We start from the raw sequence: 13,410 nt of genomic DNA, 5'->3' as shown, positions 1-13,410 counted from the left end.
ATAAAAAATTTAACAATTATTTGTTTTTATTGTTTTAACCCTAATTTTACATCATTGCATAGCAAAACTTTTAAATTATTCGTATTTTTTTAACATTCCCTATTTATCATTTTTTCAACAAAAAATTCATTTTATTAAAAATATTTTAAACAAACAGACTTAAAAACTTGGATATTAATATTTACTCTCTATATTTGCAAAAAACAAGTAGCACACTCAAATCAGGTAGAACTAAATTAACAGCCGAACAACAAATGGCACAAACCCTTGCAACAAGGAATACTAATTTCTCCGAAATCTATACAGAAGCTACCAGTACGGAGTGTATTTAAAATTGTAATGACAAGTATACAGACGAGAATGGAAATAAGAAAAAAGGAAGAGGAACTTGTAAACCAATTTGGATATATAAGAATCTGATAATTAATACGTTTTTTCAAAACATCCGAATTGGTTTTGTTTTAAAAAAGGAATATTCTTATGAAAAAATTTATTTTAATAATTTTTTTAGCTTTCTCAATCAGCTCTTGCCAGTGCTTATTACTGAAAACTTTTGCAGTAACTAAATCAGCATTAAAACACAAACGTGTAATGGTTAAGGGAGACCGAGAGATAATTTACATACCAATGGCTCACTTAGGCAAACAAGCATATTATGATGAAGTCAAAGCTTTTGTTACAGAAAAACGCAAACAAGGTTATAAGATTTATTATGAAGCAGTGCTGACAGACACTGTCGCCCTTCGAAAAGGGCAGTTGGACACCTTGCGATTAAAACGTAGGAAACTTTTAGGGTTTCATCTTTCTAATTATAGCGACGAAAATAACAAGTCTATGCCTAAATGTTATAAAAAATATGTAGGACAAACCTTGGATAACACAGGCGTTTCACAAAGAACAGACACCAATGCCGATTTACGTTTTGAGGAAATCATTGCCCGTTATGAAGCAACATACGGAGAAATTCCGTTGGATGAGTGCGATTACAGCACACCTTTAAATGCTCCTTACCAATGCAACCCTATACTGGGTAAACGCAGGAGCAATAGCAGATATGGTTTTACACAGGAGTTTCGCAACAAGCATTTGAAGCAACTTTTGGTTAATAGTGAAGATAAGAAAATCTTACTACTTTACGGAGAATCCCATTGGTTACAAGCAATATGGCCTGCTTTACGTGATGAAGGTTTTCAGCTTGTTGAGGGGAAAATTTAAAATTTTTAGGTCTGTAATCCACATCAAAACAAAGAATAAAAACTTGTATCTGTTAAAAAGACTAAAACTTTTATTTTTTGTTTTGATTCTCTTTGTTTTTTTTCAAAATATAAAAAACTTGCACAAAAACCAAAAAAGCATTGGGCAAAATAATCGGAATACTATCTATCAAAAATCCGTAAATAACAAAAAGAATGCAACCAACCAAATTGGTGAAACGTATGTACAGTATGTTGTCCTTAATCAGAAAACTAAGCACAACAAAAAATGAGGCAACATAACCAATCAAATCAATCATTGTTTCTATTTTTAGGTTTTTATTTTTGAGCAATTCGCACCCTTGAAGAAGCCAAAAACGAAGCTAAAACTCCTAAAATTACAATTGTCCCGAAAACAATTAAAATATTTACCCACTCAATTTCAACAGGATACGGAAGTGTAGAACTTATCATAATCCACTCAAATTTCTTTTGTAAAAAGACTATAATAATACCCAATACAACCCCAACACACGCACCAATAACCGAAACCATTGTACCTTGCAGAAAAAATATTTGCTGCATTTGTTTTTCTGTCATTCCTAAGGCGTATAGCGTTTTTAAGTCTTTCTTCTTATCCAAAATCATCATTATAATAGCCCCAACCAAATTGAAAAAAGCTATGATGAGCACCAATATGAAAATCAGATAGATAGCAATATTTTCAGTATTTAACATTCTATATAATGCATCATTGAGTTGGGCTCTGTTCTTTACAATGACTTTATCTCCGAAAATGGAATGAATCGCTTCAGTAGCTTCTTCTTCGGCTACATTTTCCGGCAATCTTACCTCAATGGCTGAAACTTGATTTGATTGCAAACCCAAAACATACTGAGCTTCTGATAATGAAGAAAATACGTATTTTTTATCTAATTCTTCTGTTATTTGATAAATTCCTGAAATTGTAGCAAATGTTTCGCGATAAGGTTTTGCTTCCTGCGTTATACTTCCTTTACCTGCCTTAGGCACAACAATTTGCAAAGGAGAAGAACCATCGAAAAAAGCCAATCCCAAATGATTAAAAATTGTCGCACCAATCACAACACTGGGCGGACTAACATCCCAAGCTCCCAAAACCAGAATACTATCAACCTCATTTACAGAGGAATAGTTTTCATCAACTCCTTTTATATAAGCAATATGATTTTTCTCTTTATGATTTAGAAAGACTTGTTCTTCAATTATCTGGCTGAAGTTTGCAATTTCTTTAGTGTTTCTTAATTTTGTTATTTCTTCTTCAGAAATTGTAATGGTTTTTCCTATTTTCGGAAATATCTTCAAATCAGGGTCAAATACAGAGGAAAACGAAAGCGTAAACGTCTTCAAACCAGCAAATCCCGCCAGAACAATGAACAAAGCCGCCCCACCAATGACCACCACTAAAGCCGTAACCCGATTGATGATATTAATGACATTTTGCGAACTTTTCGCAATCATATAGCGTTTTGCTATGTGAAAGACAGCCTTCAAAAACTTATGATTTTTTTCGTTTGTAAAGCAAATCACGATTTTCTATCGGATTTTCTTCACCTTTGAGCGATTTCTCAATACCTTCAATATATTGCAAAGAATCATCTACATAAAATAGTAAATCAGGCATACGTCTGAATTGATTTTTTGTAATTTGTGATAGTTCGTGCTTAATCATTGGTGTATTGGATACCAACCCTTTAAGAATTTCAGGAGCTTTTTCCTCTGGGAATACACTCAAATAAACTTTTGCCACAGATAAATCTACTGTAATGTTCACTTTAGTTACAGAAATGAGTAAATTATGCTGACCTGCATCACGAATTGACTGCTGTAATATCTTGGCAAGTTCTTCTTGAATGATACCCGCTATTTTTTTTTGTCTGTTACTTTCCATATGGCAAAGATAAATGATTTAAGTTGAAAAAGAAGAATTAAGAATTCAAAAAAGTTATCGTGTTGATTTCAAACAATTAACATACTTTGAACTTAACTACTTGATAGTCATAGCAAAAAGTGTACTGCCTTTCTCCAAAAATCCCATTCGCTTGTACAAACGATGAGCCGCTTCACGTTTTGGATTGGAATACAAGAGTAGCATATTAACTTCCAATTCCTTAGCTTTTTCAATTAAAAATTGTGTAAGACGTTCACCAATTCCTTTCTTTCTGTAATTTGACGAAACTACCACATCTTCAATCCAAGCTTTTCGACCCGAAATAACATCATAAACAGCCATTGTAGCCATTCCAACGATTTTATTTTCATCAGAGCATAAAGCGATGTACGGACTTTGGGCAAGACTAAAAAGTTTCTCCAAAGAAACTGTTTGTATATCAGAGAGTTCAGAAAACAAATCTTGTATCTGTTTTTCAATTGATGATGTTATATTTGTCTTCTCAAGAAAAAATATTTCCATAGATTTATTTTTATAAAATTACATTCTGTGTATCCAATATTCTGGATTAAGCCGAGTTGTATTTTTGTACAAAAAGAACTTCATTTCTGTTTTCCCGTTGCTATCTGTGAAAATTTTTCCTAAAGCCTCTTTTGTCTTCACTTTATCCCCTTTTTTCACATAAACATCTGTTAGATTGTAATAAATAGAAATATAATTTCCGTGACGCACTTGCACTACTTTATTACTTCCTGGAATAGACTGAATGGCAGACACTTCTCCTTCAAAAACAGACCGTGCTTCAGCCCCCTTTTCCGTAGCGATGGTAACACCATTGTTGTAATGCTTCACATCGGGATATACGGGATCGCTGTACGTTCCAAAACCTTGTGATTTATACCCTTTTACCACAGGCCAAACTAAGTTTCCTTTGTTGGCTTCAAAATTATTAGCTACTTTTTTAGATTCAGGAGTTAGCACAAAAGAAATCTCGCCTGAAGTCATCGCTTGGCTTTCCGTTTTATCTTTTCCTTTTGAGTTAAGAGCTTTTTCTCTTTTGTTGGCTTCAATGATAGCTAATCGGATAAGTTTCTGAATTTCACGATCAATGGCATCAGCTTGTTTTTGTTTCTCACGGATTTGCTTTTCGTAATTGCGTTCTTTTTGACGTATATTGGTTGCCAAAACTTCCAATTCTTTCTTTTCTTGCAAGAGTGTTTGCTCTTCTTTTCTGTTTTCTTCTAAAACAACATTTTTCTCATTACGCTGTATAACAAGCTCATTATTAATTTGTTTTATTTTTTCTGATTTTGTTTGAATTTCATTTACTTGTTTTTTACGGTACTCAGCATATTGTTTCATATACGAAAATCGTTTGTAAACTTGCCAAAAACTTTCGGACGAAAGCAAAAACATCAATCGGTTTTGTGAAGATTTGCTCTTATAGGATTGTTTTATGAGTTTCGAATACTCTTGCTTGTGAAATTTTAATTCCTTTTGCAGAGTTGTTAATGATTTTTCATTATCATCTATCTCTTTAGAAATCAGATTTGCTTGTTGTTGCGTAATTTGGATAAGTCTTGTTCGTGCCTGAATTTTTTCATTAGCTTCTTCAATCTGCAAAATGGTGGATTTGCGTTGTTTGGTTTGTTGGGCACGTAATTCAGACATTTGCTTAATTTGCTCAATGATAGCTTTTTTCCGATTTTCCAAGTCCTTTTGTTTGGTTTGTGCAGAAAGAAAAAAGGGAAACAACAGAAATAATATTTGAAAACGATACAACCCAAGTATTTGAAAGTTAAAATTCCAAATATTTGAATGACGAAATTTGCAAGTTTGAAAACAATTTAGTTGCTTCATTTTCAATATTATTTAATTTCTTTTGTTCCTGGGGGAATTTTAAACGGAAAATTTACTTTTTCATTGACTTTCATTCCGTTAAAATCAAGCTCAATAGTTATATTCTGATTCCCTTGTAAAGTATTTATTTTTATCGTATTAGGAATTAAAACATTATCAACTTGTTGGTATGAAAATTGTACTTTGCCATTAGTTGCTGAATCTTTTTCTAAAACGTCAAAAAAACCAAGACGGAAATTTCCAGGATTAACTCCATATACAACATTGATATTTGGAGTTTTTTGTATTTCCAAAAGATAATGTTGATTGTCCGTTTGTAATAACTTTGCCTCTCTTGTCAGCGGGTAGATAGATTGTCCTAACAACAAGTTTTGTAAATTTTCGAAATTTACTTCAAATCCTAATAATTTACTGATGTAAGAGAAATCTCCATCAAAATGGACATTCTCAAGTCTGTTGTAATAACTTGCCCTTTGTGGAGTTATGTACACTTTTGCAATTCCCAGTGGTGCAGAAAGCCAAATAGCCTTGTCCTTTTGCATACGAAAACTAAGTGAGAGGCTTTGAGCTCCATCTCCATCATCGTAAGAAGCGAAAACGCTTCCGCTTAGGGTCTCAAACTCAGGAAAAGAACGTTTATGCAACTCCACAATTTCTTTAGCCTTTAAACTTGTATTTACTTCCTCGGAAGAGATTACATTTTTTTTCGACTTACAGGCTACTAAAAACAAACAAATTGTTAAAAAAGTAATTATTTTTTTCATTATTTCAATTTAAATTAATGGAGATTTTTATTTGCTTCCTGTACTTCCAAAACCTCCAGTTCCTCTATCAGTATCAGAAAGTTCTGTAGTTTCTTCAAGTTTTGCTTTTTCATATTTAGCAAAAACCATTTGAGCTATTCGTTCTCCATTTTCAATAGTAAATGGCTCATTAGAAAGATTTACCAAAATCACGCCAATTTCACCACGATAGTCAGCATCAATAGTTCCAGGGCTATTTAAAACTGTAATCCCGTGTTTGGCCGCCAAACCACTTCTGGGGCGAATTTGCACCTCGTATCCTTTAGGAATTTCCAAAAACAAGCCCGTTTTCACCACAATTCTTTCCAAAGGTTTCAAAACGATAGGTTTATCCAAAGAAGCTCGAATGTCCATTCCTGCTGAATCTTCTGTTTGGTAACAAGGTATCGGATTTTGCGAAATATTTCTAATTTTAACTATCATAATTCTTGGACTTAATGAGGGCAAAAGTACCAAAAATAGTTCAGAAATCGAAAAAAATCTGTACCTTTGAGTCTTCTAATTAACAAATCAATAAAAATGAAATTAAAATACACTACTTTTACAGCGTTAAGCATTTTACTTTTAGCTTCTTGTAAAAATGAAGTAGCAAAAAATCAGGAAACTAAGCAGCCTGAAGTCAAACCACTCACCACGTACGTTGACCCTTTCATCGGTACGGGCGGACACGGACATACCTACCCTGGAGCTACCGTTCCGTTCGGAATGTTGCAAGTAAGCCCCGTGAACGGCATCAGCGGTTGGGATTGGTGCTCGGGTTACCACCACAGCGATACGTTGCTCATCGGTTTTGGGCATTTATCGCTCAGTGGAACAGGTATCGGTGACTTGAACGATATTTTGCTGATGCCTGTCAATAAAGAATACGATTTATCGCAACTTTCCACTGGAAAAAAAGACCAATATCCGAAGGCTGCTTTGGACTTCCGCAATCAAGTCACGTACAAGTCACGTTACTCACACCAAAATGAAAAAGCCGAACCAGGGTATTATCAAGTTTTCTTGGAAGACCCGAAAGTAAATGTGGAACTTACTGCCGACCAATATGTTGGAGTACATAAATATACTTTCCAAAAAGGCGATATACAATCTGTGATTCTCAATTTAGGATTTGCCATCAATTGGGACAACCCGACCGAGATGAGCATTCGTCAAAGCGACCAAAAATTGGATGGACAAAACGTAGGAAACATCATCACAGGCTACCGATTCAGTACAGGTTGGGCGAAAAATCAAAAAGTGTTCTTCGCTATTGCATTTTCCAAACCTATTAAAGATTTACAACTTCAAAACAGTGGAAAACAAATCTCATCAGGGCAATTCTTCTTTGATAATTCCACAGGGGAAGAATTGGTAGTGCGTGTAGCGGTTTCTTCTGTAAGTGAAGAGAATGCTTTGGATAATTTGGATTTATACGACAAACGCACCTTTGCCGAAGTACGCCAAAAAGTTCACGACACTTGGGAAAAACATCTTTCTTCTATCGAAATTGAAACGCCTATCGATTCGCTTAAAACGATTTTCTACACAGCTTTGTATCACACGCAAGTAGCTCCTGTTACGTTTTCTGACAAGAACGGACAATTCCGTCAGCAAAACGATGAAATTTATTCCACCAAGGATTTTACAGCCTATTCTACTTTGTCATTGTGGGACACATTCCGCGCTGAAAATCCGCTAATTACTTTGCTTCAACCTAAAAAATCTTCGGATATTATTAGCTCAATGTTAGCGTATTCCGACGTTATCAATAAACTTCCCGTTTGGACGCTCTACGGCAACGAAACCGATTGTATGACGGGCTATCATTCTATCCCTGTGATTGTTGAGGCGTATTTGAAAGGCGTTCGTTCGTTCAATGCCGAAAAAGCCTTCGAAATGATGAAAAAAACGATGATGGGAGACGAACGCGGACTGAAATTCTACAAACAATACGGCTACATTCCGTACGACAAATGGGACGAATCGGTAACCATTACCTTGGAATACGCTTACGATGATTGGTGTGTAGCACAAATGGCAAAAGCCTTAGGGAAAACCGATGATTATGAGTTTTTTATGAAACGAAGCGAAGCATACAAACATTTATTTGACCCCACAACAGGCTTTATGCGAGGCAAATCGGCAAGTGGAAAATGGCGTGAGCCTTTCGACCCGAAACACTCCAACCACCGCGAAGCTACTGATTACACTGAAGGAAATGCTTGGCAACATTCGTGGTTTGTTCCGCAAAATCCGAAAGGACTTATTGAGGCTTTCGGAGGAAAAGAGAAATTCACAACACATTTGGAAAAACTATTTACCGAAAGTTCTGAAATTACGGGCGATAACGTTTCGGCGGACATTACGGGACTGATTGGGCAGTACGCTCACGGCAACGAACCGAGCCACCATATTGCGTATCTGTTTAACAAAGCGGGAGAGCCACATCGCACACAATATTGGGTAAATGAAATTTTGAAAACGCAATATAACACCACGCCGAACGGATATTCAGGAAATGAGGATTGCGGACAAATGTCGGCTTGGTATGTGTGGAGTTCCATTGGTTTGTATCCGATGAATCCTGTTTCGGGTGAGTACGAAATTGGGCGTCCGTTGTTCCCGAAAGCGAAAATAAATCTGCCTAACGGAGAAACCTTTACCATCATTGCCGAAAATGTTTCTGCGGAAAATATGTACATTCAGTCGGCAACACTTAACGGCAAACCACTCGACCGCACTTTTATCACTGATGAAGAACTTAAAAACGGCGGAGAGTTAAAATTCGTAATGGGGTCGGTAGCACCGACAAACAAATAATTGACAATGTAAGGGCGAAAAAATTTTTTCGCCCTTAGCTTTTTTAATAATATCTACAATTTTATGGATAAGAATGAAATAAATAAGATAATAAAAGAAGGAGTTGATTTATTCAAGAATAAAAAATATGAAGAGGCTATCGAGATCTTTCAAAAAGTACTAGAGCAATCAATCAACATCGAAAAGAAGTTAAGTGTATTGTATTGGCTGGGAAGATGTTATTTTGGAAAAAAAGATTTTGATAAGGCAACTGATTTTTTTTCTAAACGATTGGTTATTGCAGAAAATGAGCGAAAAATAACAGAACAATTAGTTTCTCTGGATTGGATTGGAAATGCTTATTTTCAACAAGACAGTTTTGATAGTGCTATTGAAAGCTACATAAAAGAATTAAATCTTGCAGAAAAAGAAAAAAACACTCATCATCAATTACTTGCGTCATATTGGATTGCAGGAGCGACTTTTTTTTAAAGGCAAAAAAGAGAAAGATACAACTTTAAAAGAAAAAGCATATAAAGATTTAGCAAAAATAGAATCTTTGATAAATAGTCAGCATTTAGGTGAAGACGATAGAAAAAAATGGATTGAAAAACTTATTTCGGCTCTTTTCCCATTAGAAAAATATGATGAATATTTTGATAAAAAAAAGACTTATATTTTGAAAGAGTTATCATTCGATGTTGAAAATCCAATAGATAATCATATAGCTTCAATTCTTGCTGTGCTAAATGTTTTCCCAAGAGAATTACGTGAAATCCCTTTAGCACATTACACAAGTCCAATCGTTTGTGAAAATTTGTTTGGTTTGAAAGGCAAAGAAAGAAGCAATATGCGTATGGGAAGTTCCACTTATATGAATGACCCGACGGAGGGTGATGTTTTATTAGAATTGTTAAACCAGCAAGATTTAGAGTTAGATAATAAACGTGAATTATCTCCTTATAATGCCTTTTTTACTTGTTTTTCTACAAGGGTCAATGACTTAAATCAATTCCGATTATATGGAAAGGAAGATGGTGTGGAAGCATCGGGTTGCTGTTTGGTATTGAACAAAGAAAGGGATTGGTTACAAGATACTTATATTGCTTCATCCTATCGTCCATTAGTAAACGGGAGAAAAAAGTTACTCGTACCAGATAATGAATTTGAATCAGAGGAATCACTAAAACTACCTCTCTATCAAGTTGCTTATATTGCTTACTTGGACGAATACATTAAAGAGAGTAAGTGTGAGATTAAATTAACTGACGATTCAAGATTTGGAGTATTATTAAACAAGGTCGGTGATAATGAAGAATGGCACGAGGTACGCAAGAAAAAATTGGAGGAAGCCTTGATTAATCTGATGAAATATTTCAAAGTAGAAAGTGTATCAGAAGAAGATAGAAATAAATTGGAGTATATTCGTTATTTGTTTAAAGATTTTGCCTTCCGTGATGAAGAAGAATTCCGATTAATGCAAATAGAAAAAATGGATTCTGACAAAATACAGCATTGCAAAGAATCAAATTCTATTTATGTACCTTACTCAGATATAACTAATATGATAGATGAGGTAATTTTAGGAACAAATTACGAAAAAACTAACCAGAAAAGAAAAGTAGAAATATTCAGATACCAGATGAAAGATTTTACTCATATTAAAATTTCGCATTCTTCATTGCCAATCAACGCTAGTTTGCCTTACCGAAAGGAATAGCATTCAATAAAAGTTAAGTCATTATAAAACAGATAATGACTAAATTTTTTTTGTAATTATTGTAAGAAAGTAACTATTAAATAATTTTTAATCAAATCATCCTAAGGAAACTAATAACTAAACACTTTTTATTTTAATGGTTATTACTGAACCAATGACTAAATGATTTTTTCTAAAATCACTATAAAGAAACAAATGACTAAATACTTTTCATTTCAATTATCGTAAAAGAAGTAATGACTAAATAGATTTTGGTCAAATTATTACAAAGGAGTTAATAACTAAATGATTTTTCTCTAATGATTGCAAATACTTAATAGTCACGATGGGTTGAGTTGGGATACTTAAAATAAAACTTTCGCTTCATATGTAGAAATATTTGTTAATGGTAATGGATAAAGAAACTTACTAACTTTTAACTTCTTACAGATGTTTTGCTCAGACTGAAAACAAAAATCAACTTTCTGAGATTTACTAATTTTTCTATATATTTGCAAACTATCAAAATCCTTACCTTATGTCAGTCGAAGAAAACACACCACAAAGTTTGCAACAATCAGGCGAAAGCATCATCAAAATTACAGGAATGTACCAAAATTGGTTTTTGGACTATGCCTCCTACGTTATTTTGGAACGTGCCGTACCTGCCATTGAAGACGGATTCAAACCTGTACAACGTCGGATTATGCACTCTATGAGGGAGTTGTACAAAGGACATTTGGATAAGGTTGCCAAGATTGTAGGTCATACAATGCAATTTCACCCACACGGTGATTCCAGTATTTCCGACGCGTTGGTACAACTCGGACAAAAAGAGTTACTCATTGATACGCAAGGAGCTTGGGGAAACATACTTACGGGAGATGCCGCCGCCGCTTCACGTTACATAGAAGCGAGGCTTTCCAAATTCGCATTAGATGTCGTTTTTAGTCCGAAAGTAACCGAGTGGCAAGTAAGTTATGACGGAAGAGAAAAAGAGCCTGTGAATCTGCCTGTAAAGTTTCCTTTGCTTTTGGCTCAAGGTACAGAAGGAATTGCAGTAGGTCTGTCTACTAAAATATTACCACACAACTTTTTGGAGCTTATTGATGCTTCCATTTCATATTTGAAAAATCAGCCTTTTGAGCTTTATCCTGATTTCCCAACGGCGGGAATTATGGACGTAAGCAATTACAATGACGGGCAACGTGGTGGACGTGTTCGGGTACGAGCAAAAATTTCACAAGTAGACAAAAGTACGCTCCGCATCACCGAAATTCCTTTTTCGACCACCACAGGTTCACTCATTGAATCTATCTTAAAAGCCAATGACAAAGGAAAGATAAAAGTCAAAAAAATTGATGACAACACGGCTAAAAATGTGGATATTATCATTCATCTGCCCCCTGGAATTTCGCCCGACAAAACCATTGATGCCCTCTATGCCTTTACTGCTTGTGAAACATCAATCTCTCCACTTGCGTGTGTAATTCAGGACAATAAACCTCATTTTTTAACGATTTCAGAAATACTGCGACGCTCTACCGATAACACGGTTCAACTATTAAAAAAAGAATTAGAGGTAGAATTACGCGAACTTGAAGAACAATGGCATTTTTCTTCTTTAGAAAAGATATTTATCCGAGAAGAAATGTACATCGACTTTAAGTTATATTCTGAAAGAGAGGCACTTTATCAGTATCTACGCAATCGTTTTGAGCCTTTTAAAGAGCAGCTAATCAAAGAAATCACAAACGAGCATCTGCAACGACTTACGCAAATCCCGATGATTCGTATCACCAAATTCGACACCTTCAAAGCAGATGAAAATATGCTAAAAATCGAAGCTGATATTGAAGAAATTAAGATTCATTTGGCAAATCTTATTGATTATGCAATTAATCACTTCAAACGCCTGAAAGAAACTTACGGAAAAGGAAAAGAACGCAAAACTGAAATCCGTCCGTTTGATAATATTGAAGCGACCAAAGTAGTTGTCCGAAACATAAAATTATACGTCAATAAAGCAGAAGGTTTTGTAGGAACATCACTCAAAAAAGATGACTACATAGGCGATTGCAGCGATATTGATGATGTAATTGTTTTTGCTGAAAACGGAATAATGAAAGTGGTGAAAGTAAGTGACAAAACTTATGTTGAAAAAAATATCATTCACGCTGCTGTTTTCAAAAAAGATGACAAACGCACCATCTACAACCTCATTTACAAAGATGGACAAACTGGATTTTCGTACATCAAACGTTTTAGCGTAACGGGCGTTATTCGCGACAAAGAATACGAACTTATTCCAAACCACAAAAATTCTAAAATACTATATTTCAGTGCAAATCCGAACGGAGAAGCAGAAATTGTAACCATAAATTTGCGTCAGGTAGGTAGCGTTCGTAAACTGAGATGGGATATTAATTTTGCTGATACACTCATAAAGGGGCGTGGCGTAAAAGGAAATCTTGTTTCAAAATATCCAATTAAGCGTGTTGAACTAAAAGAAAAAGGCGTTTCCACACTAAAACCCCGAAAAATTTGGTTTGACGACATTGTAAAACGCTTAAATACAGAAGAAAGAGGGAAACTTCTCGGAGCTTTCAAAGGTAGCGACCGATTACTTCTGGCAACAAAAGATGGCAATATCAAAACAGTTATCCCTGACCTAAGTCTGCATTTCGATGATAACATTTTGATTATGGAAAAATGGATTCCTGAAAAACCCATTTCTGCAATTTATTACGATGGCGAAAAAGAACGTTGCTTTGTAAAACGTTTTCTAATTGAAAATGAGAATAAAGAGGAACTAATCATCACAGAACATCCGAAATCACACTTGTTGTTCATTTCTTCCGATTGGCGACCAATGGCGGAAGTAATTCTCACTAAAGAACGTGGAAAGCCTGAGAAAGAAAACATATTGGTAAATTTAGAAGAATTTATCGCCATAAAAGGAATAAAAGCACTTGGAAACCAACTCACTACCGATAAAGTGAAGGAAATCATCAGCTTAGAGTCTCTTCCGTATGAAGAACAAGATGATGTAGAAATTACTGAAGAAGATTTGGGTGATGATGAAATTATAGAGGATAATGATGAAAACAATGGTCAAACAGAGTTAGAATTTTAATTTTTTAG

The 13,410-nt window shown here is 34.9% G+C and carries 12 protein-coding genes; 5 read left to right on the top strand and 7 right to left on the bottom strand.

All coding sequences use genetic code 11. The features are described 5' to 3' along the window. The first annotated feature begins 480 nt into the window (after nt 1-480). Nucleotides 481-1,215: a hypothetical protein gene (locus tag YW9_RS0101110; RefSeq protein WP_018278334.1), complete on the top strand. Its 735-nt coding sequence runs from the start codon at nt 481-483 to the stop codon at nt 1,213-1,215. Nucleotides 1,216-1,285: 70 nt separating this feature from the next. Here the strand turns inward: YW9_RS0101110 and YW9_RS0101105 are convergent, their stop codons facing one another. From YW9_RS0101105 to dut, 7 genes are all read right to left on the bottom strand, one after another. Further along, nucleotides 1,286-1,513 (bottom strand): SemiSWEET family transporter, encoded by a 228-nt coding sequence (locus tag YW9_RS0101105; RefSeq protein ID WP_026193715.1) that lies wholly within the window; start codon nt 1,511-1,513, stop codon nt 1,286-1,288. Nucleotides 1,514-1,532: 19 nt separating this feature from the next. Next, nucleotides 1,533-2,693, bottom strand: a complete 1,161-nt coding sequence (locus tag YW9_RS0101100) for an ABC transporter permease (RefSeq protein ID WP_018278332.1) — start codon at nt 2,691-2,693, stop codon at nt 1,533-1,535. 37 nt (nt 2,694-2,730) lie between these two features. Continuing rightward, entirely contained in the window at nt 2,731-3,123 is a 393-nt protein-coding gene (rbfA, locus tag YW9_RS0101095) for a 30S ribosome-binding factor RbfA (RefSeq protein WP_018278331.1), read from the bottom strand. Between the two features lie 96 nt (nt 3,124-3,219). Beyond that, nucleotides 3,220-3,645, bottom strand: a complete 426-nt coding sequence (locus YW9_RS0101090) for a GNAT family N-acetyltransferase (RefSeq protein ID WP_018278330.1) — start codon at nt 3,643-3,645, stop codon at nt 3,220-3,222. 18 nt (nt 3,646-3,663) lie between these two features. Beyond that, nucleotides 3,664-4,983: a murein hydrolase activator EnvC family protein gene (locus tag YW9_RS0101085; protein ID WP_018278329.1), complete on the bottom strand. Its 1,320-nt coding sequence runs from the start codon at nt 4,981-4,983 to the stop codon at nt 3,664-3,666. Nucleotides 4,984-4,991: 8 nt separating this feature from the next. Continuing rightward, nucleotides 4,992-5,747 carry a DUF4292 domain-containing protein gene (locus tag YW9_RS0101080; protein WP_018278328.1) on the bottom strand — a complete coding sequence of 252 codons (756 nt, stop codon included), beginning with the start codon at nt 5,745-5,747 and terminating at the stop codon, nt 4,992-4,994. Nucleotides 5,748-5,774: 27 nt separating this feature from the next. Continuing rightward, nucleotides 5,775-6,209, bottom strand: coding sequence for a dUTP diphosphatase (gene dut / locus YW9_RS0101075; RefSeq protein ID WP_018278327.1), 435 nt, complete (start codon nt 6,207-6,209; stop codon nt 5,775-5,777). Nucleotides 6,210-6,305: 96 nt separating this feature from the next. On the opposite strand from dut, the gene YW9_RS0101070 reads away from it, so the two are divergent. From YW9_RS0101070 to YW9_RS0101055, 4 genes are all read left to right on the top strand, one after another. Next, on the top strand, nt 6,306-8,588 hold the full coding sequence (locus YW9_RS0101070) for a GH92 family glycosyl hydrolase (protein ID WP_018278326.1): 2,283 nt from the start codon (nt 6,306-6,308) through the stop codon (nt 8,586-8,588). A 63-nt stretch (nt 8,589-8,651) separates the two neighbouring features. After that, nucleotides 8,652-9,059 carry a tetratricopeptide repeat protein gene (locus tag YW9_RS0101065; protein WP_018278325.1) on the top strand — a complete coding sequence of 136 codons (408 nt, stop codon included), beginning with the start codon at nt 8,652-8,654 and terminating at the stop codon, nt 9,057-9,059. Then, a complete protein-coding gene (locus tag YW9_RS0101060) occupies nt 8,986-10,287 on the top strand; it encodes a UDP-N-acetylglucosamine-peptide N-acetylglucosaminyltransferase (RefSeq protein WP_155848689.1) in 1,302 nt (433 codons plus the stop codon). Before YW9_RS0101065 ends, YW9_RS0101060 begins: the two co-directional genes overlap by 74 nt. A gap of 517 nt (nt 10,288-10,804) precedes the next feature. Continuing rightward, entirely contained in the window at nt 10,805-13,402 is a 2,598-nt protein-coding gene (locus YW9_RS0101055; RefSeq protein WP_018278323.1) for a DNA gyrase/topoisomerase IV subunit A, read from the top strand. The last annotated feature ends 8 nt before the right edge of the window (nt 13,403-13,410 follow it).

The sequence above is a fragment of the Capnocytophaga cynodegmi DSM 19736 genome (genome assembly GCF_000379185.1).
GTDB lineage: Bacteria > Bacteroidota > Bacteroidia > Flavobacteriales > Flavobacteriaceae > Capnocytophaga > Capnocytophaga cynodegmi.
Note: the sequence above shows the minus strand (reverse complement) of the source record. Positions and strands in the feature narration are given on the sequence as shown.

What these genes read in the sequence shown, in the direction of transcription:
- YW9_RS0101110 (WP_018278334.1), top strand. Translation starts at nt 481, where the DNA reads ATGAAAAAATTTATTTTAATAATTTTTTTAGCTTTCTCAATCAGCTCT.
- YW9_RS0101105 (WP_026193715.1), bottom strand. Translation starts at nt 1,513, where the DNA reads ATGATTGATTTGATTGGTTATGTTGCCTCATTTTTTGTTGTGCTTAGT.
- YW9_RS0101100 (WP_018278332.1), bottom strand. Translation starts at nt 2,693, where the DNA reads ATGATTGCGAAAAGTTCGCAAAATGTCATTAATATCATCAATCGGGTT.
- rbfA (WP_018278331.1), bottom strand. Translation starts at nt 3,123, where the DNA reads ATGGAAAGTAACAGACAAAAAAAAATAGCGGGTATCATTCAAGAAGAA.
- YW9_RS0101090 (WP_018278330.1), bottom strand. Translation starts at nt 3,645, where the DNA reads ATGGAAATATTTTTTCTTGAGAAGACAAATATAACATCATCAATTGAA.
- YW9_RS0101085 (WP_018278329.1), bottom strand. Translation starts at nt 4,983, where the DNA reads ATGAAGCAACTAAATTGTTTTCAAACTTGCAAATTTCGTCATTCAAAT.
- YW9_RS0101080 (WP_018278328.1), bottom strand. Translation starts at nt 5,747, where the DNA reads ATGAAAAAAATAATTACTTTTTTAACAATTTGTTTGTTTTTAGTAGCC.
- dut (WP_018278327.1), bottom strand. Translation starts at nt 6,209, where the DNA reads ATGATAGTTAAAATTAGAAATATTTCGCAAAATCCGATACCTTGTTAC.
- YW9_RS0101070 (WP_018278326.1), top strand. Translation starts at nt 6,306, where the DNA reads ATGAAATTAAAATACACTACTTTTACAGCGTTAAGCATTTTACTTTTA.
- YW9_RS0101065 (WP_018278325.1), top strand. Translation starts at nt 8,652, where the DNA reads ATGGATAAGAATGAAATAAATAAGATAATAAAAGAAGGAGTTGATTTA.
- YW9_RS0101055 (WP_018278323.1), top strand. Translation starts at nt 10,805, where the DNA reads ATGTCAGTCGAAGAAAACACACCACAAAGTTTGCAACAATCAGGCGAA.